The organism is Streptomyces sp. NPDC056169, assembly GCF_042268445.1.
GTDB lineage: Bacteria > Actinomycetota > Actinomycetes > Streptomycetales > Streptomycetaceae > Streptomyces.
In genome coordinates this window covers 424,892-449,640 of the sequence record NZ_JBHJUO010000004.1, presented here as the reverse complement: position 1 = coordinate 449,640, position 24,749 = coordinate 424,892, and the positions used below count along the sequence as shown (strand labels likewise).

23 protein-coding genes are annotated in these 24,749 nt (G+C 73.3%); 13 read left to right on the top strand and 10 right to left on the bottom strand.

The window, feature by feature from the left end; translation table 11 throughout:
• Positions 1 to 312 precede the first annotated feature (312 nt).
• The 5 genes from ACFC0G_RS09020 to ACFC0G_RS09000 all read left to right on the top strand — a co-directional run bounded on the left by ACFC0G_RS09020 (position 313) and on the right by ACFC0G_RS09000 (position 5,665).
• The gene (locus ACFC0G_RS09020; RefSeq protein ID WP_376399510.1) at positions 313 to 1,185 is read left to right on the top strand and encodes an Fpg/Nei family DNA glycosylase; all 873 of its coding nucleotides are present in this window, start codon (positions 313 to 315) and stop codon (positions 1,183 to 1,185) included.
• Positions 1,186 to 1,285: 100 nt separating this feature from the next.
• Positions 1,286 to 2,047 carry a LytR/AlgR family response regulator transcription factor gene (locus tag ACFC0G_RS09015; protein ID WP_376399507.1) on the top strand — a complete coding sequence of 254 codons (762 nt, stop codon included), beginning with the start codon at positions 1,286 to 1,288 and terminating at the stop codon, positions 2,045 to 2,047.
• 113 nt (positions 2,048 to 2,160) lie between these two features.
• Positions 2,161 to 2,550 (top strand): hypothetical protein, encoded by a 390-nt coding sequence (locus tag ACFC0G_RS09010; protein ID WP_376399504.1) that lies wholly within the window; start codon positions 2,161 to 2,163, stop codon positions 2,548 to 2,550.
• A 70-nt stretch (positions 2,551 to 2,620) separates the two neighbouring features.
• A complete protein-coding gene (locus ACFC0G_RS09005) occupies positions 2,621 to 4,393 on the top strand; it encodes a cation acetate symporter (RefSeq protein ID WP_376399501.1) in 1,773 nt (590 codons plus the stop codon).
• Between the two features lie 66 nt (positions 4,394 to 4,459).
• Positions 4,460 to 5,665, top strand: a complete 1,206-nt coding sequence (locus ACFC0G_RS09000) for a sensor histidine kinase (protein WP_376399498.1) — start codon at positions 4,460 to 4,462, stop codon at positions 5,663 to 5,665.
• On the opposite strand, the gene ACFC0G_RS08995 is transcribed toward ACFC0G_RS09000, so the two are convergent.
• The 3 genes from ACFC0G_RS08995 to ACFC0G_RS08985 form a co-directional block, all read right to left on the bottom strand.
• A complete protein-coding gene (locus tag ACFC0G_RS08995; RefSeq protein WP_376399495.1) occupies positions 5,657 to 6,139 on the bottom strand; it encodes a hypothetical protein in 483 nt (160 codons plus the stop codon). The genes ACFC0G_RS09000 and ACFC0G_RS08995 overlap by 9 nt on opposite strands.
• A 250-nt stretch (positions 6,140 to 6,389) precedes the next feature.
• Positions 6,390 to 6,803, bottom strand: coding sequence for a PaaI family thioesterase (locus ACFC0G_RS08990; RefSeq protein WP_376399545.1), 414 nt, complete (start codon positions 6,801 to 6,803; stop codon positions 6,390 to 6,392).
• A gap of 25 nt (positions 6,804 to 6,828) precedes the next feature.
• Entirely contained in the window at positions 6,829 to 7,386 is a 558-nt protein-coding gene (locus ACFC0G_RS08985; RefSeq protein WP_376399493.1) for a sigma-70 family RNA polymerase sigma factor, read from the bottom strand.
• A 260-nt stretch (positions 7,387 to 7,646) separates the two neighbouring features.
• Between ACFC0G_RS08985 and ACFC0G_RS08980 the strand changes: the two genes are divergently transcribed.
• Entirely contained in the window at positions 7,647 to 8,876 is a 1,230-nt protein-coding gene (locus tag ACFC0G_RS08980; protein ID WP_376399490.1) for a CapA family protein, read from the top strand.
• A gap of 21 nt (positions 8,877 to 8,897) precedes the next feature.
• Here the strand turns inward: ACFC0G_RS08980 and ACFC0G_RS08975 are convergent, their stop codons facing one another.
• Positions 8,898 to 9,359: a universal stress protein gene (locus tag ACFC0G_RS08975; protein ID WP_376399487.1), complete on the bottom strand. Its 462-nt coding sequence runs from the start codon at positions 9,357 to 9,359 to the stop codon at positions 8,898 to 8,900.
• Between the two features lie 90 nt (positions 9,360 to 9,449).
• On the opposite strand from ACFC0G_RS08975, the gene ACFC0G_RS08970 reads away from it, so the two are divergent.
• Positions 9,450 to 10,331: a polysaccharide deacetylase family protein gene (locus tag ACFC0G_RS08970; RefSeq protein ID WP_376399484.1), complete on the top strand. Its 882-nt coding sequence runs from the start codon at positions 9,450 to 9,452 to the stop codon at positions 10,329 to 10,331.
• 78 nt (positions 10,332 to 10,409) lie between these two features.
• On the opposite strand, the gene ACFC0G_RS08965 is transcribed toward ACFC0G_RS08970, so the two are convergent.
• The gene (locus tag ACFC0G_RS08965) at positions 10,410 to 11,072 is read right to left on the bottom strand and encodes a class F sortase (protein ID WP_376399481.1); all 663 of its coding nucleotides are present in this window, start codon (positions 11,070 to 11,072) and stop codon (positions 10,410 to 10,412) included.
• A 419-nt stretch (positions 11,073 to 11,491) separates the two neighbouring features.
• On the opposite strand from ACFC0G_RS08965, the gene ACFC0G_RS08960 reads away from it, so the two are divergent.
• A complete protein-coding gene (locus ACFC0G_RS08960) occupies positions 11,492 to 11,977 on the top strand; it encodes a hypothetical protein (RefSeq protein ID WP_376399478.1) in 486 nt (161 codons plus the stop codon).
• A gap of 101 nt (positions 11,978 to 12,078) precedes the next feature.
• Here ACFC0G_RS08960 and ACFC0G_RS08955 read toward each other — a convergent pair whose 3' ends face one another.
• From ACFC0G_RS08955 to ACFC0G_RS08945, 3 genes are all read right to left on the bottom strand, one after another.
• Positions 12,079 to 12,642 carry a hypothetical protein gene (locus tag ACFC0G_RS08955; protein WP_376399475.1) on the bottom strand — a complete coding sequence of 188 codons (564 nt, stop codon included), beginning with the start codon at positions 12,640 to 12,642 and terminating at the stop codon, positions 12,079 to 12,081.
• A 166-nt stretch (positions 12,643 to 12,808) separates the two neighbouring features.
• Complete coding sequence (locus ACFC0G_RS08950; RefSeq protein ID WP_376399473.1) at positions 12,809 to 13,573, bottom strand: hypothetical protein; 765 nt, start codon at positions 13,571 to 13,573, stop codon at positions 12,809 to 12,811.
• Between the two features lie 20 nt (positions 13,574 to 13,593).
• A complete protein-coding gene (locus ACFC0G_RS08945; protein WP_376399470.1) occupies positions 13,594 to 14,199 on the bottom strand; it encodes a hypothetical protein in 606 nt (201 codons plus the stop codon).
• A 673-nt stretch (positions 14,200 to 14,872) separates the two neighbouring features.
• Here ACFC0G_RS08945 and ACFC0G_RS08940 point away from each other — a divergent pair.
• On the top strand, positions 14,873 to 15,685 hold the full coding sequence (locus ACFC0G_RS08940; protein WP_376399468.1) for an SAM-dependent methyltransferase: 813 nt from the start codon (positions 14,873 to 14,875) through the stop codon (positions 15,683 to 15,685).
• Entirely contained in the window at positions 15,682 to 17,847 is a 2,166-nt protein-coding gene (locus tag ACFC0G_RS08935) for a putative bifunctional diguanylate cyclase/phosphodiesterase (RefSeq protein ID WP_376399465.1), read from the top strand. The genes ACFC0G_RS08940 and ACFC0G_RS08935 overlap by 4 nt, the downstream gene beginning before the upstream one ends.
• 95 nt (positions 17,848 to 17,942) lie before the next feature.
• Here the strand turns inward: ACFC0G_RS08935 and ACFC0G_RS08930 are convergent, their stop codons facing one another.
• On the bottom strand, positions 17,943 to 18,842 hold the full coding sequence (locus ACFC0G_RS08930; RefSeq protein WP_376399462.1) for a LysR family transcriptional regulator: 900 nt from the start codon (positions 18,840 to 18,842) through the stop codon (positions 17,943 to 17,945).
• Positions 18,843 to 19,037: 195 nt separating this feature from the next.
• On the opposite strand from ACFC0G_RS08930, the gene ACFC0G_RS08925 reads away from it, so the two are divergent.
• The 3 genes from ACFC0G_RS08925 to ACFC0G_RS08915 are packed head-to-tail and all read left to right on the top strand — an operon-like array spanning position 19,038 to position 22,354.
• A complete protein-coding gene (locus tag ACFC0G_RS08925) occupies positions 19,038 to 19,664 on the top strand; it encodes a succinate dehydrogenase (protein WP_376399542.1) in 627 nt (208 codons plus the stop codon).
• Complete coding sequence (locus tag ACFC0G_RS08920; protein WP_376399459.1) at positions 19,665 to 21,611, top strand: fumarate reductase/succinate dehydrogenase flavoprotein subunit; 1,947 nt, start codon at positions 19,665 to 19,667, stop codon at positions 21,609 to 21,611. It abuts the gene before it with no gap.
• Positions 21,608 to 22,354 (top strand): succinate dehydrogenase/fumarate reductase iron-sulfur subunit, encoded by a 747-nt coding sequence (locus ACFC0G_RS08915; protein WP_376399456.1) that lies wholly within the window; start codon positions 21,608 to 21,610, stop codon positions 22,352 to 22,354. The genes ACFC0G_RS08920 and ACFC0G_RS08915 overlap by 4 nt, the downstream gene beginning before the upstream one ends.
• Positions 22,355 to 22,390: 36 nt before the next feature.
• Here ACFC0G_RS08915 and ACFC0G_RS08910 read toward each other — a convergent pair whose 3' ends face one another.
• Positions 22,391 to 24,739 carry an ATP-binding cassette domain-containing protein gene (locus tag ACFC0G_RS08910; protein ID WP_376399453.1) on the bottom strand — a complete coding sequence of 783 codons (2,349 nt, stop codon included), beginning with the start codon at positions 24,737 to 24,739 and terminating at the stop codon, positions 22,391 to 22,393.
• Positions 24,740 to 24,749 lie beyond the last annotated feature (10 nt).

Sequence of the window (24,749 nt, the reverse complement as noted above, 5' to 3'; positions counted from 1 at the left end):
CGGCCCGATCACTTCCCAGGCCTGATCAGTCAGTTCATGACGTCGCACCACGAACGGAGTAACGACCGACCGACATTGCGGACACGCCCTAGGGGGTGTCTTGCCGATCAGGCCGGGCTCGCGACGCCTGGCACCGCGCCTCGCCGCGTTGTCGTCACTCGCCATGGCTCCGCCATGACTCCCTCCTCCGCCTTGCGATCCACGGCACCAGACGCCGCTCCCTGATCCGGCCTGATCGACAAGACACCCCCTAGGGGGTGTCCGAGACGTGTCCGGCGCGCGGCCCCGCCGCCCCTGCGGCAGGGTGGAGCCATGCCCGAACTGCCCGAGGTGGAAGCGCTCCGCGAGTTCCTCGACGCGCATCTGGTGGGCAAGGAGATCGCCCGCGTCCTGCCCGTCGCGATCAGCGTCCTCAAGACGTACGACCCTCCCCTCACCGCCGTCGAGGGCGCCGAGGTCACCGCGGTCGGCCGGCACGGGAAGTTCCTCGACCTCACCACCACCGGCGCGGCGGGCGAGCTCCACCTCCTGATCCACCTGGCCCGCGCGGGCTGGCTCCGCTGGCAGGACCCGCTGCCCTCCGGGCCGCCGAAGCCCGGCCGGAACCCGCTGGCCCTGCGTACCGCCCTCACCGGAGGCGACGGCTTCGACCTCACCGAGGCCGGCACCACGAAACGGCTCGCCGTCCACCTCGTCCACGACCCGGCCGACGTGCCCGGCGTCGCACGGCTCGGCCCCGACCCGCTCGCCGAGGACTTCGGCCCCGAGGCCTTCGCCGCCCTCCTCGCGGGCGAACAGCGGCAGATCAAGGGCGCCCTTCGCGACCAGAGCCTCATCGCGGGCATCGGCAACGCCTACAGCGACGAGATCCTCCACGCGGCGAGGATGTCGCCGTTCAAGCCCACCCGGAACCTCACCCCGGAGGAGACCACCGCCCTCTGGACGGCGATGCGGACCACCCTCCGCGAGGCCGTCGAACGCTCCCACGGCCTCGCCGCAGGCAAGCTCAAGGCCGAGAAGAAGAGCGGCCTGCGCGTCCACGGCCGGACCGGCGAACCCTGCCCCGTCTGCGGGGACACCATCCGCGAGGTCTCCTTCAGCGACTCCTCCCTCCAGTACTGCCCCACCTGCCAGACCGGCGGCAAGCCGCTCGCCGACCGCCGCCTGTCGAAACTCCTCAAATAGCCTCCCGCGCTCCTCGCGAAGGGCCTCTCGTGCTCCTCGCACAAGGCCTCCCGCGCTCCTCACGGACGGCCTCCCGCGCTCCTCCCCTAGACTCCCGCGCATGCTGCGCGTACTGGCCGTCGACGACGAGGAGCCCGCCCTCGGCGAGCTGCTCTACCTGCTCCGCGCCGACCCACGCGTCCGCACCGCCGAAGGCGCGGGCGACGCGACCGCGGCCCTGCGCAGGATCGGCCGCGCCCTGGAGACCGGGCCCGACGGCGACGACGGCATCGACGTCGTCTTCCTCGACATCCACATGCCCGGCCTCACCGGACTCGACGTGGCCCGGCTGCTCGCCGGCTTCGCCCGCCCGCCCCTCGTCGTCTTCGTCACCGCCCACGAGGGCTTCGCCCTCCAGGCCTTCGACCTCAAGGCCGTCGACTACGTCCTCAAGCCCGTCCGCCGCGAACGCCTCGCCGAGGCCGTCCGCCGCGTCCACGACCTGGTCCACGCCACCGCCCCCGCCGTACCGGCGGCGGGACCCGCCACCCCCGAGCAGATCCCCGTCGAACTCGGCGGGGTCACCCGGTTCGTCGCCGTCGACGACATCGCGTACGTGGAGGCCCACGGCGACTACGCCCGCCTCCACACCGACCACGGCAGTCACCTCGTCCGCATCCCGCTCTCCACCCTCGAAGAGCGGTGGGCCGCCCGGGGATTCGTCCGCATCCACCGCAGCCATCTCGTGGCCCTCGACCGGATCGACGAACTCCGGCTCGACGGCGGGAGCACCTCGGTACGGCTCGGCGACACCGACCTCGCCGTCAGCCGCCGCCACGCCCGCCACCTGCGTGACCTGCTGATGCGCCGGGCCGGGGGCTGATCGCCCAGGGGTCTGTCGTGGCCGGGGAGCGCTGCGTAGACTCCACGCGTCCCGGGCCCCACGGCCCGCCTGCCCGACCGGGCAGCCGCCGAGAGATGCCGGAGCGGACGCCGATGTCCGAGCACCAGCCGCCGCCCCGCAGACCCCGGCGCGAGACCGTCACGTACGCCTCCGCCCACGGCGGGGGCGCCGTCCCGGGACCCGCCCTGCGGCCGCCCGCGCACGCGCCCGCCCGCTCCGAGATCGACGAGCAGACCACCCTCGGGCACACCTACGTCCGCTCCCTGATGCGCAGCCAGCTGCGCGCCGCCCTCACCGCCCTCGGCGCGCTCGCCCTGCTCGTCGGCTCGCTGCCCCTGCTGCTCGCGCTGCCCGCGCCCGAGGCCCTGGTCTGGGCGGCGCTCGGCGCCGGGGTGTACCCCGTCGTCTGGGGCATAGCCCACTGGTACGTCCGCCGCGCCGAGCGCAACGAGCGCGACTTCACCGGCCTCGTCGAACGGTGAGTGGAACCGTGAGCGGAACGGCGAGTGGAACGGTGAGCGGGACGCTGAGCGGGACGGTGAAGCTCCCCGCGTGAACCAGACCTACGCCGTCGCGGCCGTCACCGCCGTCGTCCTCGCGACCGTCCTGATCGGCGCCCTCGGCCTGCGGATCTCCCGCACCACTTCCGACTTCTACGTCGCCTCCCGGACCGTCCGGCCCGGCCTCAACGCCGCCGCCATCAGCGGTGAGTACCTCTCCGCCGCCTCCTTCCTCGGCATCGCCGGACTCGTCCTCGTCCAGGGCCCCGCGATGCTCTGGTACCCCGTCGGCTACACCGCCGGATACCTCGTCCTGCTCGTGCTCGTCGCCGCCCCGCTGCGCCGCTCCGGCGCGTACACCCTCTCCGACTTCGCCGAGGCCCGCCTCGAATCCCCGCAGGCCCGCCGCCTCGCCAGCCTCTTCGTCGTCGGCATCGGCTGGCTCTACCTGCTGCCGCAGCTCCAGGGCGCGGGGCTCACCCTGGAGATCCTCACCGGCGCCCCCGACTGGGTCGGCGGGCTGCTCGTCGCCCTCGTCGTCACCGGCACCGTCGCCGCCGGCGGCATGCGCAGCATCACCTTCGTCCAGGCCTTCCAGTACTGGCTGAAACTCACCGCCCTGCTCGTCCCCGCCCTCTTCCTCCTCGCCGCCTGGTACGGGGACGGCGCGCCCCGGGCCCGCTTCGACGCCCCCGCCGTCCTCCGCGAGCACACCGTCGTCCGGGTCGCCGACACCGTACGGATCGGCCTCGACGCCCCGATCACCCTCACCGTCACCGGCAGCGTCGACGGCGTCCCGTACGACCACCGGACCGTCACCCTCGCCCCCGGCACCCACCACGTCCTCGCCTCCACCGAACTCGCCTTCGCGCCCGGCGCGGTGCTGCCCGAGCGAAGCGAGATGGGGGTCCCCCCGGCCGAAGGCCGGGGGAGGGCCGCCAGCGGCACCGACCCCCTCGGCTGGTCGCAGCCGCTGGCCGGGGGGCACGACGGACACCAGCTGTACGCCACGTACGGGCTGATCCTGGCGACCTTCCTCGGCACCATGGGCCTGCCCCACGTCGCCGTCCGCTTCTACACGAGTCCGCACGGCCGCGCGGCCCGCCGGACCACGCTCGTCGTGCTCGGCCTCGTCGGCGCCTTCTACCTGCTGCCGCCGCTCTACGGATTCCTCGGGCGGATCTACGCCCCCGAGCTCGCCCTCACGGGATCCGCCGACGCCGCCGTGCTCGTCCTGCCCGAGCGGATCCTCGGCGGATCCGCCGGCGACCTCCTCGGCGCGCTCCTGGCGGGCGGGGCCTTCGCCGCCTTCCTCTCCACCGCCTCCGGGCTCACCATGTCCGTGGCCGGTGTCCTCACCCAGGACGTGCTGCCCTCCCGGGGCGTGCGCCACTTCCGCCTCGCGACCCTGCTGGCGACCGCCGTCCCGCTGGGCGTCGGCGTGGTCGCCTCCAAGGTGCCGGTCGCCGACGCCGTCGGCCTCGCCTTCGCGGTCTCCGCCTCCTCCTTCTGCCCGCTGCTCGTCCTGGGCATCTGGTGGCGGCGGCTCACCCCGCCCGGCGCCATGGCCGGGCTCCTGCTCGGCGGCGGCTCGGCCCTCGCGGCCGTGATGGCGACCCGGGCCGGGCTCGCCCCCGAGGGCTGGCCCCACACCCTGATGGCCTGGCCGGCCGTCTGGTCGGTTCCGCTCGGCTTCCTGACGATGGTCCTCGTCTCGCTCGCCACCCCGGGCCGGGTCCCGCCCGGCACCCCGGCACTCCTCGCCCGCCTCCACCTGCCGGAGGAGTTCACCGGCTCCGTCCCCTCCCAGGAGGTACGCCGATGACCGGTACCGTCCCTGCCCCGGAGGTACGCCGATGACCGGCACCGACCCTGCCCCGGAGGTACGCCGATGACCGGCATCGCCCTCGCCGCCGCGGCCGCCGCCGGGGCCGTGCTGCTCGCGGCGGGCTTCGTGCTCGGCCGGTTCGCCGCCCGTCGCGGGGGCCGCACCGCCGACCCCGACCTCGGCACCCCCGTCGAACGGGCCACCTTCCACACCCTGCACACCGCCTCGCTCGCCGCGCCGCCGCTGCGCGCCGGGCTCACCGAGGAGACCGCACGCAAGGCGGCGAGCACCCTCCGCTCGCTGCTCGGCACCGAGGCGCTCTGTCTCACCGACCGGGCCTCGGTCCTCGCCTGGGACGGGCCGGGCGGGGACCACCACCGGGCGCACGTCCCCGCGCTGGCCGCCGACACCCTCGACACGGGCCGCAGCCGGTCCGCGCACACCGGCTGCGACGACCCGGCGTGCCCCCTGCGCTGGGCGGTGATCGCCCCGCTCACCGGCGAGGACGGGGTGCTCGGCGCGCTCGTCGCCTACGGCTCACGGGAGTCGGCGGTCCTGGTACGGGCCGCGACGGAGGTGGCCCGCTGGGTCTCCGTCCAGCTGGAGCTGGCCGAGCTCGACCGCTCGCGGACCCGGATCGTGGAGGCCGAGATCAGGGCCCTGCGGGCCCAGATCTCCCCGCACTTCATCTTCAACTCCCTCGCCGCCATCGCCTCGTTCGTCCGCACGGACCCCGAGCGGGCCAGGGAACTCCTCCTGGAGTTCGCCGACTTCACCCGGTACTCCTTCCGCCGGCACGGCGAATTCGCCCAGCTGGCCGACGAACTGCGTTCCATCGAGCAGTACTTGGCCCTGGCGGGGGCGCGTTTCGGGAAGCGGCTGAAGGTGACGCTGCAGATCGCCCCCGAGGTGCTGCCGGTGACCCTGCCCTTCCTCTGCCTCCAGCCCCTGGTGGAGAACGCCGTCAAGCACGGTCTCCAGGAGCGGGAACGGGGCTGCCGGGTGACGATCGCCGCCCGGGACGCGGGCGCCGAGGCCGTGGTGACCGTCGAGGACGACGGCGTCGGCATGGACCCGGAGCTGCTGCGGGCCGTCCTGCGCGGGGAGCACCCGGCGGGCTCCGGCATCGGACTGTCCAATGTGGACGAGCGGCTGCGCCAGGTGTACGGGGCGGAGCACGGTCTCGTCATCGAGACCGGCGTCGGCGCGGGCATGAAGGTGACGGTGCGCATCCCCAAGTACCGCCCGGGCGTGCACCGTTCAGCGTAGGTAGAGCGACAGGTGGGCGAGCGGCAGGCCCAGCTTCCAGGCGGGCAGCCAGACCTGGGCCTTCTCGTCCACCGGCGACCCGGGATCGCCGTCCGCCGGGTCGTCCACGTCGGCGGCGCGCACCCAGGTGTCGCGCAGACCGCGCCAGGCGGTGTGGGCGAGGGCCAGGTCGGGGCCGTCCCCCTCCGCCGCGAGGCGGGCGGCGAGCCGCTCCTCGACCCAGGACGGCCAGGGCCGGTCGTAGGCCGTGCGGCGCAGCAGGGCCTCGACCGGCGCGGGGTGCGGGTCCTCCGACAGATGGACGGTGAGGGCCAGGGCCTGGAGGCCGGCCCGGTACTCCAGTGAGCCGGGCGCCACGAGCTCGGCGGCCCGCAGTACCTCGTCGGCCAGGTACTCGGCGCACAGCCAGGCCATCGGGACGGCGAGTCCGCCGCCGCTCGTGCCGCCGGTGCCGTTCGTGCTCTCGGGCAGCAACGCTCCCACCTTCTTCTCCCGGACATGGGGACGCGTACGTCAGGGACCCGTACGACGGGACCCGGATGTCGGGGCCCCGGATGTCGGGGGCCCGGGGGAGAGCCTCCACCGTGAAGGGCCCCCGCGGGTCCCGCTTTGCTCAACTCGCCGGTGTGGATTCGGATACGTTTCCCGGCCGGATCGGTGCCGGTGGGGCGAGTGTCGCCATGTGTGGCGTGCGGGGCGGGAGCGGCGGGGAGCCGTGGCCGGTTCAGCCGAGCAGCGCGTACACGGCGGTGGCGTGCGCGGCGGTCTCCTCCGTGCCGTCGGCGGTCATCGTGATGTCGGCGAAGGCCATCCGCTTGCCCGTCTTGGTCAGCCGGGCCCGCACCAGGACGTCGCTGCCGACGACCGCCCGCTGGAAGGAGATCGACTGCTGGACGGTGGTCATCGGCACGAAGCCGCCACGGGCCGCGGCGACCGCGATGACCGTCGCCGTGTCGGCCGCGGCCATCAGGGCCTGGCCGGAGAGCCCGCCGCCCTCCCGGGCGAGCCGGTCGGACCAGGGGAGCCGGAGCACGGCCCCGGCGGCGTCGACGGAGTCGACCGAGAGCCCCAGGTCGAGCACCCAGGGGGCGAAGTTGTCGGCGAGGATCTTCTCGGCGGCGGCGGTGGTCAGCGCCACGGCGGCGGGAGTCTGCGTCACGGCGTCATTGTGAAGCCGCGGCGCGCGGCCGGGCAACGCCCGCGCGGTGCGGACGGTAGCCGGGCAGCGACCGGCCGAGCTGCCGCAGGGCGTAGTGCGAGCGGGACTTGACGGTCCCGGCGGGGATGCCGAGGTCCACGGCGGCCTCGTTGACGGTCAGGCCGTGGAAGTACAGCCGGACGAGCACCGCCCGGTGCTCGGGGCTCAGTTCGCGGACGGCGGCCCGTACGTCGAGGGCGGCCTCGGCGGTGGCGGTGGCGTCGGCGGGGTCGGGCGTCACCGCGAGCACGCCGTCGCCGATCTCGGCGGGCCGGGCGAGGCGTGAGCGACGGGCGTCGATGGCCAGTCGGCGGGCCACGGTGAAGAGCCAGGGCCGCATCGACTCGTAGGGGCCCTCGAAGGCCTCGGGGTGGAGCCAGGCGCGTACGAGGGTCTCCTGAGCGAGGTCCTCGGCGCGCTGCCGGTCCCCGTACGTCAGCCCGAGCAGGAACGAGAGCAGCGCGGGGCCGTGGTCCCGCTGCAGCTGCTCCAGGTTCCGTTCGTCGGTCGTCGCCGTCGTCATGCTCCCCGCCTCTCCCTCGGCTCGTCGTCCCGGCGGTATCCGAACGCATCCGGAAGACAAGGGACAGGGAAGGGACATCGGTCTGCGACGAACGGTCGCACCGAGCGGCGAATGGTACGGCGAACGGTCAGGCGGAGTTATTGCGTCCGTTTCAGCGGGGTTCGTGTGCTTGTGCGGCCTTGACCCTTGACTGCGGCTTTCCCGCGGGATCAATTCGTCAGAACAGGTGTTCATAGCAAGAGCTGAGCGGAGTGCCGCAGATGACCTCACGCACCAGACCGGCGGCGGTGACGGTCGCCGCCCTCCTCCTCGCGGCGGCCACGGGATGCACCGTGGGCAGTACCCCGGGCGGCGGCTCGGGCGGTGCCACGAGCCCCGCCCCCGGGACCTCGGCCGGGCAGCCCGCCACCGGGCGGATCGCCCCGCCGTCCGCCGCCCCGGGCGGCGCCTCCGCACCCGCCGGATTCACCCTCGTCGCCTCCGGTGACGTCCTCCCGCACGACTCGATCATCCGGCGCGCGGCCCAGGACGCCGGCGGCGACGGCTACGACTTCGGCCCCATGCTCTCCGGGGCCAAGAGCGTCGTCGCCCCCGCCGACCTGGCCATCTGCCACATGGAGACCGTGTACGGGGAGGAGGGCGGCCCCTACACCGGGTACCCCGCCTTCAAGTCGCCGCCCGAGGTCGCCGCCGCCCTCAAGGCCACCGGGTACGACTCCTGTTCCACCGCCTCCAACCACACCCTCGACGACGGCGCCGCCGGCCTCCGCCGCACCCTCGACGCCCTGGACAGGGCCGGGATCCGGCACGCCGGCTCCGCCCGTACCGCCGAGGAGGCGGCGAAGCCCACGCTGCTCAAGGCCGGCGGCGCCACGGTCGCCCAGCTCGCCTACACCTACGACACCAACGGCTACCCCCTGCCCGACGGGCAGCCCTGGGCGGTCCGGCTCCTCGACGAGCAGACGGTGATCGCCGACGCGCGCGCCGCCCGCGCGGCCGGCGCCGACGTCGTCGTGGTGAGCGTCCACTGGGGCACGGAGTGGCAGACCGACGCCGACGAGCGGCAGCTCTCCCTCGGCCGGGCGCTCACCGCCTCCACGAGCGGCGGCCGCCCCGACATCGACCTGATCATCGGCACCCACGCCCACGTCCCGCAGGCGTACGAGAAGGTCAACGGCACCTGGGTCGTCTACGGGATGGGCGACCAGATCGCCGGGGACATGATCAACCACGAGGGTTCCTTCGACCCCCGGGGCAACCAGGGCACCATCGGCCGCTTCACCTTCGCCCCGCCCGCGGCGCCGGGAGCGCGGTGGGAGGTCGCCAAGGCGGAGTTCGTCCCGCAGTGGTTCGACACCGGCCGGGGTCGGGTCGTGAACCTCGGCGCCGCGGGCGACGGCGACCCGCGCCACGCCTCGATCCGCGAGACGATCCGGCAGGTCGTGCTCGGCAGGGGCGCCGAGAAGGACGGCCTGACGATGGGGAAGTAGGGCCTTCGGTACGCGGGCCGGTCACGGCACGACGGTGACCGGCCAGCGCCCCGCCTTCACCAGACGCACGGCCACCGAGCCGACGAAGCGGTGGCCCGCCGACTCCGAGACGCCCACCACCACCGCGTCCGCCGTCAGCTCCTCCGCCGCCCGGACCAGGCCCGCGTAGGCGTCGCCCTTGAACGTGTGGAACTCCCAGCGCACCTGCCAGAGGTCCCGCACCCGTTCCGTCGAGGCGCGGATCTCCGCGACCAGTTCCTCGGCGATCTCCTCGGTCGTCCCCGACACGGGCGCGCCGAGCGCGGCGCCCGCCGGGTACACCGGCTGCACGTACACGAGCGCGAGCAGGGCGTTCTGCCGCCGGGCGAGCCCGGCCGCGTACGCCGCCGCGCGCAGGGAGGAGTCGGAGCCGTCGACTCCGGCCATGATCACCTTCGGGCCGTCGGTGCCCCGTTCGAACCGGGTGGGCTGCTGTGCGGTCACCCCGCGAGGCTATCGGCTCATCGGGTGTTTTCGGACAGGGGGCCGGTGTCGATGAGCCGGGTGGGCCCTCGCCCGGACGAACCATTGGTCATGAAAAAGGATCAGATGCCCAACGGGCGCCGGGCGGTGCTGCGCCTCGCCGCCGCGCTCGGCGCCACGGCCACCGTCGGATACCTCGCGGCGGACCGGTTCGCCTCGCCCGAGCCGCCCCCGGGCGCCGCACCGGCGCCCCACGGCCCACCCGGCGCGGGGTCCGGAGCCGGGCCGGCCGCCGGTCCGCAGGCCGCTCGGGCGGCCCGGCTGCGGCCGTCCTCGTACCGGCTCCAGCCAATGACCGCGTACGCGCCCCCGGCCTTCCGGCGCGCGGTGCCGCCGGTGCGGCAGCGGCCCTTCCTCAGCATGTCCGGGGTCGGCCGCTCGATGGTGCTGTCCTTCGACGACGGCCCCGACCCCCGCTACACCCCGGGCATCCTGGAGACGCTGCGCCGGTACGAGTGCCGGGCGATGTTCTTCGTCTGCGGCGAGATGGCCGTGGAGAACCCGGACCTGCTGCGGGAGATGGCCGACGACGGGCACGTCGTCGGCAACCACTCGTGGTCCCACCCCCTCATCCCCAAGCTCCGGCCCTCCCGGATCCGCGACGAGCTGGGCTCCACCAGCGAGGTCGTCGAGCGCACGCTGGGCGCCGCGCCGCTCTGGTACCGCGCCCCCTACGGCGCGTGGAACCGGCACTCCTTCGAGATCGGCGCCGAGCTGGGCATGGAGCCGCTCGCCTGGACCGTCGACACCCTGGACTGGAAGGAGCCGGGCACGGGCACGATCGTCCGCCGCGTGCTCGACGGCGCAGCCCCCGGCGTCGTCGTCCTCTCCCACGACGCGGGCGGCGACCGCTCCCAGAGCGTGGCCGCGCTCCGCCGCTATCTGCCCGAACTCCTCGACGCCGGCTACCACATCACCGTGCCCCGGCGCTGAGGGACCCGGCGCCCGGCCGGGCGCAGGCGAAGGGCCCCGGCACCTGGGAGTGCCGGGGCCCTTCGCGTACCGCGACCGTCAGCGGGAGCCGACCAGGCGGCCGTACACGACGACGTTCCCGTCGTAGCCGCCCGCCCGCGTGTAGCCGCCGCCGCAGGTGATCACCCGGAGCTCGGGCTGTCCGGTGTCCGCGTAGACCTGCACTCCGGGGAAGTCGTTCTTGGAGTAGACCTCGACCCCGTAGATCTCGAAGACCGCGACCCGGCCGTCGTACCGCTCGACCTCGATGTGCTGACCCTTCTCCAGCGATCCCAGGCCGTAGAAGACCGCCGGGCCCTGGGCGTTGTCGACATGGCCGACGACGACCGAAGTGCCGCGCTGGCCGGGGGAGATGCCGTTCTGGTACCAGCCGGCGAGGTTGGCGTCCTGCGGGGGCGGGGCCGCCACCCAGCCGTCCGCGTCCAGGCCCACGTCCATGACGGGGGCGGCGACCCGGATCGCGGGGATCCTGATCCGCGAGGCCGGGGCGAAGGGCAGCGGCTCCAGGCCGGCGGTCGCCTCCGCCGGCGGCGGGACGACCGGCCGCGCCACGGGCCGGGCGGCCGCGGCGGGTTGGGGCGGTCCCAGGGCGACGTCGACCCCGTTGCGCATCATGGCGAGGCCGGACAGCATGGCGAGGGCCAGGACGCCCCAGGGTTGGCGTCTCCTGCGGTCGAAGACGCGGAAGTCCTTCGGGGGCATGGTTCTCCCTTCGTGGCGTCGTCAGAACGGTAAGGGCGGCGGGGTGGGCCGTCGCCCCGGACGCGGCGAACGGGTGGGGGCCGCCGCCGGACGGGTGCCGGGGCGCGGGAGGAAGGCCGGAGAAGCGGTCTGGCACGGTGCCGCGGGCGCACTCCGAGGACCCGAGGGGGTCCCCGTGGGGACAGCCGGGTGACGCGGGGCTGGACCATCCGAGTATTCGTCAGATAAGCACCCTGGACCGCTGTGACCTGCGGTTCCGTCCCGTGCGCGGGGTCATTTCCGGGCGTGTCGCCTCACCGGGGTGGACCAGTGCCGACGTGCACGGCTCGCCCCGACTTGTGATGGTTCGTCATGGAAGGCGTACTCGTCGAATTTCCCGGAGCACCGCTTTGGGGCGTCTTTCCACTGGAGGTTCAACCATGCGTGCTGCACGCACTCTGGCGGTGGCCGCCACCGCGTTCGCGGCGGTCGGGCTCGCTGCCCCGCTCGCCGCGGCCACCAACGGGCCGAGCAACGTCCAGGTCAACCCGTTCGAAGTCCACGCGGGGTCGACGCTCACGATCACCGCCAGGGGTTGCGGCCACGGCGGCACGGTCACGTCCAACGCGTTCCCGGAGACCAACCTCTCCGTCAACTCCAACGGGCTCTCCAGCGCCATCGCCCGTGTCCACAACAACGCCACTCCCGGCAGCTACAACCTGGCCGTCAAGTGCAGTGACAACTCGGCTGTCGTCACTGCCCCGTTCCGGGTCCTCCCGGGCCGTGGTGCGCAGGGCGGTCTCGGCGGTTCGCTGGCTCCCACCTCCACCGAGATGGCTGTCGGCGGCAGCCTGGTCGCCGCCGCCGCGCTCGGTGGCGGACTGTTCATCGCCCGCCGTCGCCGTATGACCGGCGCCGGAGCCTGACCGGCCGAACCTCCCGGTCGGCCCGCTGTGCCCGTCGCCCCCGAGTCCCTGCCAGGACCCGGGGGCGACGGGCGTCCCGCGTCGCCCGTCGCCGTGCGCGGTCAATGGCGGCGGGAGTCGCCGGAGCGGCGGCGGACCACGAACACGACGCCGGTGGCGGCGGCCGCGACCAGGGCCGCACCGGCCGCGAGCGTTCCCGCGCCCACCTCGTCCACCGAGCCGCCCAGACCGCCCTGGACACCGCGCGGGGGCGTGAGCAGCGTGGAACTGATGGTCGGGGTGGCCGTGGGCAGCCCGCTGATCGTCAGAGCGACGGTGTCCTGCACGCCGCCCGTGCAGTTGAACGACACCGTGTACACCGCACCGCGCCGGGCGTCGGCGTCCACGGTGGCGGTCGCCGCCGAGTTCGGCGCGATGGCGACGGTGTCGAAGATGCCGGCCGAGGCCGTGGCCGTACTGGCGCACCCGGGGGCGCTCAGCGTCACCCGGCCGCCCGGGGCGACGAGCGAGGGCGACACGACGAAATCGCCCGGTGCCTTCGCTCCCGGTGCCCGCGGATTGGTGGCGGGGGCACCCTCCGCCGCGAGGGCGACGGTGGCGGGGGCGGCCAGGGCGAGGGCGGCCGCCCCCAGCAGGGCAGTGGACGCGGCACGTATCGCGCGCATGGTGAATCCTCCGGGTCCCGAGGGGCAGCCGCGAAACGGGATTTCCGCGAAGGGCCTGCGAGCACCTCGATGCCCGACACGCTAGGAGCGCACTACCACAGCCGCGATCCCAGACGTGCGAATGGGGCACTCATGTCCCCCGTGCGGCCCACTCGGAGGCCGTGACTCACCCCGTGACCTGCGGGAACAGATCGGTGAACGGCGTGGCGGTGGCCGAGATGCCCCGGCCGAACGGCGCGTCGAAGTCCCAGATGAGGAACAGGAGGAACGCGATCAGCACGCTGAAGAGTCCGGCGAGCAGCAACTCCCGTCCCGTCCTGCGGATCTGGAGCGTGAAGATGAGGCCGACGGTGACCAGGGCGCCGATGATCAGGCCGAACCAGACCACCCCCGGCATGGTCGCCCCCGCGCTCTGCCCGCGCGCGTTCCGGGCGTCGTCGGCGACGGCCACCTGGTCGACCAGCGGCTGGTAGGCCTGCCCCTCGAAGTCGTTGGCGGGCTGGTAGTCGGTGACGCTCCGGCGCACCTGGTCCATGAGGGCGGTGCCCTCCGGGCTCAGCTCGCCCTCCTCGGACATGTGCGTCCACTCCTTGTCGACCACGTACGCGACGTACGCGTCGACATCGGCGCGGATCCTGGTGCGGACGTCCAGGGGGTAGACCTCGGCGCGGGCCGAGATCTCGTGCATCGCCTGGGCCTCCTGCCGCACGGTCTCCTGTGCGGCGCCCCGGGCCTCCCAGACGCCGGCGATGGCGAGACCGAGGACGATCGCGTAGATCACGCCGATCATCATCGTCATGTACTCGATGACGTCGGGGGTCTCGCTGGGGTCGTCGTCCTCCGGGATCCGGCGGTGGTTGATGACGACGATGGTCAGGACGACGGCGACGGCGGCGGCCATCGCGAGGGTGAGTACGAGCCATTCGGACATGGTTTTACCTCCGGCGGAGCTCAGCGGGAGCGGGGGCGCAGGATCGCGGTCGCGAGCACTGCGGGGGCGATGATCACCAGCGTCATCGTGACGACGGACGTGCGGCCCTTCGGCTGGGGCCGCGTGGCGCGGCGGTAGTGGGGGAGCGCGACGGGGCCGTGGGCCGGCGGCCGGGGTCGCGTCGTGGGTGCGTGCGTGGGGGTGGGCGCGGGCGCTGGGGCGGGAGGTGACGCCGGGGGCGCGGGCGCCGGAGTGCGCTCCGGTGGGACCGGGGTGGCCGGTGCGGGGGAGGCGGGCTCCGGGCGAGGTGCCGGAGTGGTTACCGCGGGGGGCGGCGGCGGCGTCGTCGTCCGTACGGGAGGCGGGGGTGGCGCCGGGACGGTCGGGGGCGGCGGCTTCGGCGTCGTGGGCCGGGGCGCGGGTGTCGTGGGCGGGGGCGGCGGCGGTGGTGCGGGGGTGGGCGAGCACGCGCCCGGCCCGATGACCGCCACAGAGGTGTGCGAACCGCCGGGGCCGGTCGTGGCGTAGGCGCAGGAGTCGGCGGCGGCGGGGACGGGTGTGGCGAGCAGCCACACGAGTCCGAGGGCCGCCAGCGACCGCGCGAGGAGTGATCCGTACAGAGACACGCCGTCGAGCTTGATCACAGACACGGCGAACCGGGGCGGAAACGGCGGGGATTCGCCGGATGGTGGGGTTCTCCCGACGCGTGGTTTGACGTTTCGCCGCTCCGGAGGCGGATTCGGCGCAATGCCCGGGTATCGCCGAGCCGTGCGATTCCGCGCGCGGACTCAACGCGGACTCAACGCGGACTCAACGCGGACTCAACGCGGACTCCGTGCGGACTCCGCGGCGGACTCCGCGCGGGTTCGGCCGGTCTCCGACCTGACTTAGTCATGGTCCCGCCGGGACTCCACCTGCACTCCGCAGCACTCCGTCAGGGCTCCGGGGGAAGAACTGTCCGGTTGTCGCCCTGTCGTGGGCGGCGGCCGACAGGGCGTCCGGCACCGGCGACGGCTCCCCGGCCGGGGCAACGACCGAGGTGCGCCAAGGGCCCTGGCCCCCGTAAGGTGCGGCGAAGGCCGGTCGGGAAGTCGACGCACACTCATATGCACGTGAATTTGCACGAGCTGAAGGCGTGAACTCTGCGCTTCACGAGCATGTGCCAATGACGTGTGACCAAGAACGGACCGCTAATTTCCGTTTCTACTCGCTCTCCCGGCGGGCGATCAGTAGCCTCACCTCGAACACCGGCCGCGAACACATGGCCGCATCCCCCATGGCGACTTGTTGGAGACATTGATGGAGCGTCCCGCCTGGGCTCCGCCGGGTATCGACATTTCGGTGCCGAGCGTGTCCCGTATGTACGACTTCTATCTGGGCGGCTCGCACAATTTCGAAGTGGACCGGGAAGCGGCGCGCAAGGCCATGGAGTTCATGCCTGGCCTCCCCAAGGTCATGCAGGCGAACCGTGCCTTCATGCGGCGCGCCGTCCGCCACGCCGTTGACAACGACGTCACCCAGTTCCTGGACATCGGCTCCGGCATACCCACCTTCGGCAACGTGCACGAGGTCGCCCGGGCCGCCGACCCCGCCGCACGCGTCGTCTACGTCGACCACGACCCGGTCGCCGTCGCCCACAGCCGCGCCGTCCTGGAGGGGGACGAGGCCGCCGCCGTCGTCGCCGCCGACCTGCGCAAGCCGGCCGACGTGCTCCGCAGCGCCGAGGTGTCCCGACTCCTCGACCTGGACCGGCCGGTGGCGCTGCTCCTCGTCGCCGTCCTCCACTTCCTGGAGGACGAGGACCGCCCGTACGAAGCCGTCGCCGAACTGGTCGACGCCCTCGCGCCCGGCAGCCTCCTCGTCATCACCCACGCCTCCTACGAGGGCATCCCGCTCACCCAGGAGCAGGCGGGCGGCACCGTCGGCGTCTACCGGAACATCCGCAGCCCCCTGGTGATGCGGTCGGGCGCCGAGATCAATCGCTTCTTCGACGGCACGGAGATGGTCGAGCCCGGCCTCGTCCCGATGCCGGCCTGGCGACCGGAGAGTCCGGTCGAGGAGGAGGATCCTTACGCCTTCTCCGGTTTCGCAGGGGTGGGGCGCAAGGCGTGAAGGTCCCGTCGCAGCCCACCGGTTCCGTCGCCGAGGCGGACGGTCCGGAGGACAGACTCAGGCGGTTCGTCACCATCTGGAGCCGCGCGATCTTCCCGGTGACGGCCACCTCGCTGACCCGCGCCGAGTTCGAGGGGCACCTGCTGCCGCTGGCCCGCACCCTGTGCGACGCGCTGCACGCCCGGCCCTTCGACACGGCCCCCGCCCAGCGCGCCGGCGCGGCCCTCGTCGCCGCCCACTGCACCGACCCCGACGCGCTCGGGCGCAGCCTCGGCGTCGTCGATTCGTACCTGGTCCTCTACTGCGGTACGGAGTCCGACGTCCCGGCCGAGGAGCTCCGGGCCCGCTGCGCCCGCCTCCAGCACGCCATGGCCGCCGGCTACGCCCAGGCCCTGCGCGAGCGGACCCGCGCCGAGCAGGAGGCGATCGCCCGCTCCGCGCTCGCCGCCCGCAGCGCCGCCGAGATCGCCCTGCACGCCACCGAGAGCCGCTTCCGCGCGGTCTTCGACGGGGCGGCCATAGGCATCGGCATCGCCGACCTCGACGGCAACGTCCTGGAGATCAACGAGACCCTCACCCGCATGTTCGGCGGGATGGAGGGCCAGGTGCGCAGCCGTAACGTCAGCGAGTGGGTCCACCCGGAGGACGGCCCGCACGTCTGGAAGCTGTACGACGAACTCGTCCGCGGCGAGCGGGAGTCCTACCGGGTCGAGAAGCCGTACTACCGCGGCGACGGAACGGTTCTGTGGACCAACCTCACCGTCTCGCTCCTCCGCGACGCCGAGGGCCGGCCCCAGTACCAGCTCGCCCTCATGGAGGACACCACCGAACGGCGGCTCCTCCACCTGCGCCTGCGGTACGAGGCCACCCATGACGCGCTCACCGGGCTGCCGAACCGGACGCTGTTCTTCGAACGGCTGGAGAAGGCGCTCGCCCCCGGCGAGAACTCCCGCTTCGGCCTCTGCTACCTCGACCTCGACGGCTTCAAGGTCATCAACGACAGCCTCGGCCACTCCACCGGCGACCGGCTGCTCGTCGAGGTCGCCGACCGGCTGCAGAGCTGCGTCACCGGCTCGGGCGAGATGGTGGCCCGGCTCGGCGGGGACGAGTTCGTCGCCCTCACCACCGGGTGCGGCGGCCAGCAGGACGTTACCGAGCTCGCCGACCGCATCCTCGGCGCCCTCGCCACCCCCCTGCGCATCGACGGCCGCGAACTGACCGTCCGCGGCAGCCTCGGTGTCGTCGAGGGACCGGCGGGGGAGCGGACCCCGGCCGAGGTGCTGCGCAGCGCCGACATCACCATGTACCGGGCCAAGTCCGCGGGCGGCAACCGCTTCGAGCTCGCCGACCCCGAGGCCGACGCCCGCGCCATCACCCGGCACGGCCTGACGACGGCGCTGCCCGCGGCCCTGGAGCGCGGCGAGTTCTTCATCGAGTACCAGCCGCTCGTCCACCTCGGCGACGGCAGCGTGCACGGCGCGGAGGCGCTGGTCCGCTGGTGCCACCCGCAGCACGGGGTGCTCGGACCCGACCGGTTCATCCCGCTCGCCGAGGACACCGGCCTCATCGTGCCGCTCGGCCGCTGGGTGCTCCAGGAGGCCGTGCGCCAGGCCCGCTTCTGGCAGGCCCGGCACGCCGACGGCGGTCCGCTGCGGATCAACGTCAACCTGTCCCCGACCCAGCTGCACCACCCGCGCCTGGTCGCCGACACTGTCGATGTCCTGGAGCGGTCGGGGCTCGAACCGGGCGCGCTCTGCCTGGAGGTGACCGAGTCGGCGCTGATCGGCGCCGACGAGGACCTGCTGAAGCCGCTCCGGCAGCTCGCCGAGATGGGCGTGGACATCGCGCTCGACGACTTCGGCACCGGCTACTCGAACCTGGCCAACCTGCGCCGCCTGCCGGTGAGCGTCCTGAAGCTCGACCGGTCCTTCACCCGGGGCATGCAGCAGCACCCGGTGGACCCGGTCGACCTCAAGATCGTCGAGGGGATCGTCTCCCTGGCGCACAGCCTGGAGCTCGCCGTCACGGTCGAGGGCGTCGAGACCGGCGCCCAGGCGCGCCAGCTCCGCGACCTCGGCTGCGACACCGCCCAGGGCTGGTACTACGCCCGCCCGGGCGCCCCGGACCGCATCCACTCGCTGCTCCTGGCGGACGCGGTCTGACGCTCCCGCCCGCCGTACGGCCCCTGCCGGGGCGGCCCCGGCTATCCGTGACGCGGTGGACGTACGCCCCGGCTCTCCGTGACGTACGCCCGGGCTCAGTCGCGCACCGGACTCCCCTTGCGGGAGGCGAGCAGGACCCGCTGGAGCTCCCGCGCCGCCCTCGGCGGCGCCACGTCGCTGCGGTGGGCCAGGGCGATGGTGCGGCGCAGGCCCGGCCGGGCGAGCGCCGTCACCCGCAGGTCGCGGCCCGCCCGCGCCGCGACCATCGCCGGGACGACCGCGAGCCCGAGCCCCGCCCGGACGAAACCGAGCACCGCGTCCAGCTCCCCGCCCTCCACCGTGAACGTGGGCTCGAAACCCTCCGCCCGGCAGGCCGCCACGGTCAGTTCCCGCAGGTCGTAGCCGTGCCGGAACATCACGAGCGGCTGGTCCCGCAGGTCCTTGATCCGCACCGGCCGGCCCGGCGCCGGAGCCGCGGCCGAGGAGACGACCACCAGGTCCTCCCGGAGCAGCTCGACGGTCGTCAGGGCCGGTGACGGGGACGGCAGCGGCAGCACCACGAGCGCCAGGTCGAGCGCCCCGCGCGCCAGCTCCCGTACGAGATCGTGCGAGCCGCCCTCCTCGATGAGGAGCTCGATGCCCGGATGCAGGTCGTGGAAGGCCCGGAGCACGTCCGGCAGCAGCCCGGTGCACAGGCTCGGGGTCGCGCCGAGGCGCACCCGGCCCCGCTTGAGCTGCGCCAGCTCCTGCACTTCGAGGCGGGCCGTCTCGATGTCGGCGAGGATCCGGCGGGCGAGCGGCAGCAGCGCCTCGCCCGCGTCGGTGAGGGTGATGTTCCCCCGGGCCCGGCTGAACAGCTCCGCGCCCAACTCCCCTTCCAGGGCCTTGATCTGCTGGGAGAGCGAGGGCTGCGAGACATGGACGCGCTCGGCGGCCCGGGTGAAGTGACGGGTCTCGGCCACGGCGACGAAGTAGAGGAGCTGCTGGAACTGCATGACCCCAGCGTAGGGGACATGAATAGGTGACGCCTATCGAGATCAGCCGGACCATGTCTTGGACCTCTCGGGTCCTTCGGCCCTAGCGTCGTGAACATGGCTCTGGCACCCACGAGGGACCGGACGACGGGCCGCCCGCCGTCCCCCACACCGTCACGCGGATTCCTGTCATCGACCCTCGGCAAGAAGACGGTCATGGCCGTCAGCGGGCTGCTCATGCTCGGCTATCTCGTCGCCCATGTCGCCGGAAACCTGAAGGTCTTCTTCGGCCCGGAGGAGTTCAACGCCTACGGCCACTGGCTGCGGGTCATGGGCGCACCCGTCCTGCACCACGAGTGGGCCCTCTGGCTCGTCCGGATCGCGCTCCTCGCCGCCGTCGGCGCCCATGCCGTCTCCGCGTACCAGCTCAGCCGGCGCGACGTGAAGGCCCGCCCCACCGCGTACGTCCACCGCCGCAGGCGCGCCTCGTACGCCACCCGCACCATGCGCTGGGGCGGGATCATCCTCGCCCTCTTCATCGTCTGGCACATCCTCGACCTCACCACCGGCACCGTCCACCCCGGCGGCTTCGAGGAGGGCAAGCCCTACCAGAACGTCGTCGACACCTTCTCCACCTGGTACGGCAACGTCATCTACATCGTCGCCATGCTCGCCGTCGGCCTCCACGTCCGCCACGGCTTCTGGAGCGCCGCCCAGACCCTCGGCGTCGGCAACGCCCGCCGCGAGCGCCTCCTCAGGGCGATCGCCAACACCCTCGCGCTCGTCCTGACCGCGGGCTTCGTCTCCGTACCCGTCGCCGTCATGACCGGAGTGGTGAGCTGAATGACCTTCGTCGACTTCCCCGTGGGCGAGCCGATCGCCGACACCACCGCCCCGACGGGCCCCATCGCCGAACGCTGGGACACCCGCCGCTTCGAGGCGAAACTGGTCAACCCCGCCAACCGCCGCAAGCACCGGATCATCGTCGTCGGCACCGGCCTCGCCGGCGGCTCCGCCGGCGCCACCCTCGCCGAACAGGGCTACCACGTCGTCCAGTTCTGCTTCCAGGACTCCCCGCGCCGCGCCCACTCCATCGCCGCGCAGGGCGGCATCAACGCCGCCAAGAACTACCGCAACGACGGCGACTCGATCCACCGCCTCTTCTACGACACCGTCAAGGGCGGCGACTTCCGGGCCCGCGAGTCCAACGTCCACCGCCTCGCCCAGATCTCCGTCGAGATCATCGACCAGTGCGTCGCCCAGGGCGTGCCCTTCGCCCGCGAGTACGGCGGCCTCCTCGACACCCGCTCCTTCGGCGGCGTCCAGGTCTCCCGCACCTTCTACGCCCGCGGCCAGACCGGCCAGCAGCTCCTCCTCGGCGCCTACCAGGCGCTGTCCCGGCAGATCGCCGCCGGAAACGTCGAGATGCACGCCCGTACGGAGATGCTCGACCTGATCGTCGTCGACGGGCGGGCCCGCGGCATCGTCGCCCGCGACCTCATCACGGGCGAGATCTCCACCCACTACGCGGACGCCGTCGTCCTCGCCAGCGGCGGCTACGGCAACGTCTTCTACCTCTCCACCAACGCCATGAACTCCAACGCCACGGCCGTCTGGCGCGCCCACCGGCGCGGCGCGTACTTCGCCAACCCCTGCTTCACCCAGATCCACCCCACCTGCATCCCGCGCACCGGCGACCACCAGTCGAAGCTGACCCTGATGAGCGAGTCCCTGCGCAACGACGGCCGCATCTGGGTCCCGAAGGCGAAGGGCGACACCCGCCCCGCCGCCGACATCCCCGAGGACGAGCGCGACTACTACCTGGAGCGGATCTACCCCTCCTTCGGCAACCTCGTCCCCCGGGACATCGCCTCGCGCGCCGCGAAGAACGTCTGCGACGAGGGCCGCGGCGTCGGCCCCGGCGGCCAGGGCGTCTACCTCGACTTCGGCGACGCGATCCGGCGCCTGGGCCGCAAGGCGGTCGAGGAGAAGTACGGCAACCTCTTCGACATGTACGAGCGGATCACCGCCGAGAACCCGTACGAGGTCCCCATGCGGATCTACCCCGCCGTGCACTACACGATGGGCGGACTCTGGGTCGACTACGACCTCCAGACCACCGTCCCCGGCCTCTTCGCGATCGGCGAGGCCAACTTCGCCGACCACGGGGCCAACCGGCTCGGCGCCTCCGCCCTCATGCAGGGCCTCGCCGACGGCTACTTCGTCCTCCCGGCCACCATCAACGACTACCTCGCCCGCCACCCGCACGCGGAGCCCGTCACCGACGCCCACCCGGCGGTGCGGGAGGTCCTCGCCGAGACCGAGGACCGGATCCACCTCCTCCTCGCCGTGGACGGCGACCGCACCCCCGACTCCTTCCACCGCGAACTCGGCGAACTCATGTGGGAGTTCTGCGGCATGGCCCGCACGGAGACGGGCCTGCGCAAGGCCCTCGCGCGCATCCCGCAGATCCGCGAGGAGTTCTGGCGCCGCCTCAAGGTCCCGGGAACGGGCGAGGAGTTCAACCAGTCCCTGGAGAAGGCCAACCGCATCGTCGACTACCTGGAGCTCGCCGAGCTCATGTGCCTCGACGCGCTCCACCGCGCCGAGTCCTGCGGCGGCCACTTCCGCGACGAGTCCCAGACCCCGGACGGCGAAGCGGCGCGCCGCGACGCGGAGTTCGCGTACGCGGCGGCCTGGGAGTTCACCGGCGGCGACACCGCACCCGTCCTCCACAAGGAGGACCTCACCTTCGAGTACGTCCACCCCACCCAGCGGAGCTACGCATGAGGCTCACCCTGCGCGTCTGGCGCCAGCGGAACGCCGGCGCACCCGGCGCCATGTCCACCTACGACGTCGACGGCATCTCCGCCGACATGTCGTTCCTGGAGATGCTCGACACCCTCAACGAGGACCTCATCCTGCGCGGCGAGGACCCCGTCGCCTTCGACCACGACTGCCGCGAGGGCATCTGCGGGGCGTGCAGCCTCGTCATCAACGGCGACGCGCACGGCCCCGAGCGCACCACCACCTGCCAGCTCCACATGCGCTCCTTCCGCGACGGCGACACCATCGACATCGAGCCCTGGCGCGCGGCGGCCTTCCCCGTCGTCAAGGACCTCGTCGTCGACCGCTCCGCCTTCGACCGCGTCATCCAGTCCGGCGGCTACATCAGCGCCCCCACGGGCTCGGCCCCCGAGGCCCACGCGACCCCCGTCCCGAAGGCCGACGCGGACACCGCCTTCGAGCACGCGGAGTGCATCGGCTGCGGGGCCTGCGTGGCGGCCTGCCCCAACGGCTCGGCGATGCTCTTCACCTCGGCGAAGATCAACCACCTGAACGTCCTCCCGCAGGGCTCCCCGGAACGCGAGACCAGGGTCCTCGACATGGTGGCCCAGATGGACGCGGAGGGCTTCGGCGGCTGCACCCTGACGGGCGAGTGCGCGACCGCGTGCCCGAAGGGGATCCCGCTGCCGTCGATCGCGGCGATGAACAGGGAGTGGCTGCGGGCGCGGAGGAAGGTGAAGGGGTAGGAGGGGCGCCGGCCGGCGCGTTCGGCCGGACACGGGTCAGCCGGAGAGCGCCCGGGCCAGATACGGAGCCGTCCGGCTCGCGGGGGAAACGGCCACCTCGGCCGGCGGACCCGCCGCCACCACCCGGCCGCCCTCGTCGCCGCCGCCCGGGCCCAGGTCCAGGACCCAGTCGGCGGTGGCGACCACGTCCATGTCGTGCTCCACGACGATCACGGAGTGTCCCGCGTCCACGAGGCCGTGGAGCTGGCGCATCAGGACCTCGACGTCCGCCGGGTGCAGACCCGTCGTCGGCTCGTCGAGCACGTACAGCGTGGCGGAGCGGCGCGGGCGCTGGAGTTCGGAGGCGAGCTTGATGCGCTGCGCCTCGCCGCCCGACAGCTCCGTCGCCGGCTGCCCGAGCCGCAGATAGCCGAGGCCCACGTCCAGCAGGGTCCGCAGGCTCCGGGCGGCGGCCGGGGTGTCGTCGAAGAACTCCGCCGCCGACTCGACGGTGAGGTCGAGGACCTCGGCGATGGTGAGCCCGCGCAGCCGCACCTGGAGCGTCTCGGGGTTGTACCGGGCGCCGTGGCAGTCGGGGCACGGCGCGTACGTGCTCGGCAGGAAGAGGAGCTCGACCGAGACGAAGCCCTCGCCCTGGCAGGTCTCGCAGCGCCCGCCGGGGACGTTGAAGGAGAACCGGCCCGCCTTGTAGCCGCGCGCCCTCGCCTCCGCCGTCTCGGTGAACAGCTTCCGCACGACGTCGAACAGGCCCGTGTACGTGGCGAGGTTGGAGCGCGGGGTCCGCCCGATCGGACGCTGGTCGACCGTCACCAGACGCCCCACTCCCGCGAGTTCCTCGGTCAGCGCGCCGACGAGGGTCGACTTCCCCGAGCCCGACACCCCCGTCACCGCGGTGAGGACACCGACCGGGAAGGCCGCGTCGACCGCCCGCAGATTGTGCCGGGTCACCGGCCCCGTACGCAGCCAGCCCGCCGGGGCGCGCACCGTCCGCGCGGGCGGCGGTTCCCGGTCGAAGAGGAACCGCCGGGTCGCGGACGCCTCGACGGCCGCGAGGCCCTCCGGCGGACCGCTGTGCAGGACGCGCCCGCCGTGCACCCCGGCGCGCGGCCCGACGTCGACGAGCCAGTCGGCGTGCCGGACGACGTCGAGGTGGTGCTCGACGACGAAGACCGAGTTGCCGGCCGCCTTCAGCCGGTCGAGGACCACGAGCAGGGCCTCCGTGTCGGCCGGGTGCAGACCGGCGGACGGCTCGTCCAGCACGTACACGACACCGAAGAGCCCCGAGCGCAGCTGGGTGGCGAGCCGCAGCCGCTGGAGCTCGCCGCTGGAGAGGGTGGGGGTGGCGCGGTCCAGGCTCAGATAGCCGAGCCCGAGCTCGGTCACCGTGGCGATCCGGGCGACGAGATCCTCGGTGAGGACGCGCGCCGTCTCCTCGCCGTCCGTCGGCGTCGCCGACAGGAGCCCGGACAGGACCGTCAGCGGAAGCGCGGCCAGCTCGGCGATCGTCCGCCCCGCGAAGGTCACCGCGAGCGCCTCCGGGCGCAGCCGGCTGCCGCCGCACACCGGGCAGGGCGCACTCGCCAGGAACCGCTCCGCCTTCGCCCGCAGCGTCGTGCTCTTCGAGTCCGCGAACGTCCGCAGGACGTACCGCCGCGCGCTCATGTACGTGCCCTGGTACGGACGTTGGATCCGCCCCGCCTCCCGCACTGGGTGCACCGTGACCACCGGCTGCTCCTCGGTGAAGAGGATCCACTCCCGGTCCTTCGCGGCCAGCTCGCGCCACGGCCGGTCGACGTCGTACCCGAGGGTGTCCAGGACGTCCCGCAGGTTCTTCCCCTGCCAGGCACCCGGCCAGGCGGCGATCGCCCCGTCGCGGATCGACAACCCCCGGTCGGGGACGAGGAGTTCCTCGCTCGTCTCGTGGATCCGGCCGATGCCGTGACAGGAAGGGCACGCGCCCGCCGCCGTGTTGGGGGAGAAGGCGTCGGAGTCGAGACGCGACGCGCCCTCCGGATAGCGGCCGGCCCGCGAGAACAGCATCCGCAGCGAGTTGGAGAGCGTCGTCACCGTGCCGACCGAGGAGCGGGCGTTCGGCGAGGACCGGCGCTGCTCCAGGGAGACCGCCGGAGGCAGCCCGCTGATCTCGCCGACCGCCGGTGCCCCCACCTGGTGGATCAGCCGCCGCGCGTACGGCGCGACCGATTCGAAATAGCGCCGCTGCGCCTCCGCGTAGATCGTCCCGAACGCGAGGGACGACTTGCCCGAGCCGGAGACGCCGGTGAAGGCGACGAGGGCGTCGCGCGGGATGTCGACGTCGACCCCCGCGAGGTTGTGCTCGCGGGCGCCGCGGACACGGACGTACGGATCGTGGGGGCTGTCAGGCATGCGTCGATAT

Bases quoted from the DNA above. Each gene is read 5' to 3' on its own strand.
- ACFC0G_RS08925 (WP_376399542.1), top strand. From the start codon at position 19,038: ATGGCCGTCAGCGGGCTGCTCATGCTCGGCTATCTCGTCGCCCATGTC.
- ACFC0G_RS08950 (WP_376399473.1), bottom strand. From the start codon at position 13,573: ATGTCCGAATGGCTCGTACTCACCCTCGCGATGGCCGCCGCCGTCGCC.
- ACFC0G_RS09000 (WP_376399498.1), top strand. From the start codon at position 4,460: ATGACCGGCATCGCCCTCGCCGCCGCGGCCGCCGCCGGGGCCGTGCTG.
- ACFC0G_RS08970 (WP_376399484.1), top strand. From the start codon at position 9,450: ATGAAAAAGGATCAGATGCCCAACGGGCGCCGGGCGGTGCTGCGCCTC.
- ACFC0G_RS09015 (WP_376399507.1), top strand. From the start codon at position 1,286: ATGCTGCGCGTACTGGCCGTCGACGACGAGGAGCCCGCCCTCGGCGAG.
- ACFC0G_RS08960 (WP_376399478.1), top strand. From the start codon at position 11,492: ATGCGTGCTGCACGCACTCTGGCGGTGGCCGCCACCGCGTTCGCGGCG.
- ACFC0G_RS08940 (WP_376399468.1), top strand. From the start codon at position 14,873: ATGGAGCGTCCCGCCTGGGCTCCGCCGGGTATCGACATTTCGGTGCCG.
- ACFC0G_RS09020 (WP_376399510.1), top strand. From the start codon at position 313: ATGCCCGAACTGCCCGAGGTGGAAGCGCTCCGCGAGTTCCTCGACGCG.
- ACFC0G_RS09010 (WP_376399504.1), top strand. From the start codon at position 2,161: ATGTCCGAGCACCAGCCGCCGCCCCGCAGACCCCGGCGCGAGACCGTC.
- ACFC0G_RS08985 (WP_376399493.1), bottom strand. From the start codon at position 7,386: ATGACGACGGCGACGACCGACGAACGGAACCTGGAGCAGCTGCAGCGG.
- ACFC0G_RS08965 (WP_376399481.1), bottom strand. From the start codon at position 11,072: ATGCCCCCGAAGGACTTCCGCGTCTTCGACCGCAGGAGACGCCAACCC.
- ACFC0G_RS08955 (WP_376399475.1), bottom strand. From the start codon at position 12,642: ATGCGCGCGATACGTGCCGCGTCCACTGCCCTGCTGGGGGCGGCCGCC.
- ACFC0G_RS08910 (WP_376399453.1), bottom strand. From the start codon at position 24,739: ATGCCTGACAGCCCCCACGATCCGTACGTCCGTGTCCGCGGCGCCCGC.
- ACFC0G_RS08980 (WP_376399490.1), top strand. From the start codon at position 7,647: ATGACCTCACGCACCAGACCGGCGGCGGTGACGGTCGCCGCCCTCCTC.
- ACFC0G_RS08915 (WP_376399456.1), top strand. From the start codon at position 21,608: ATGAGGCTCACCCTGCGCGTCTGGCGCCAGCGGAACGCCGGCGCACCC.
- ACFC0G_RS08920 (WP_376399459.1), top strand. From the start codon at position 19,665: ATGACCTTCGTCGACTTCCCCGTGGGCGAGCCGATCGCCGACACCACC.
- ACFC0G_RS08930 (WP_376399462.1), bottom strand. From the start codon at position 18,842: ATGCAGTTCCAGCAGCTCCTCTACTTCGTCGCCGTGGCCGAGACCCGT.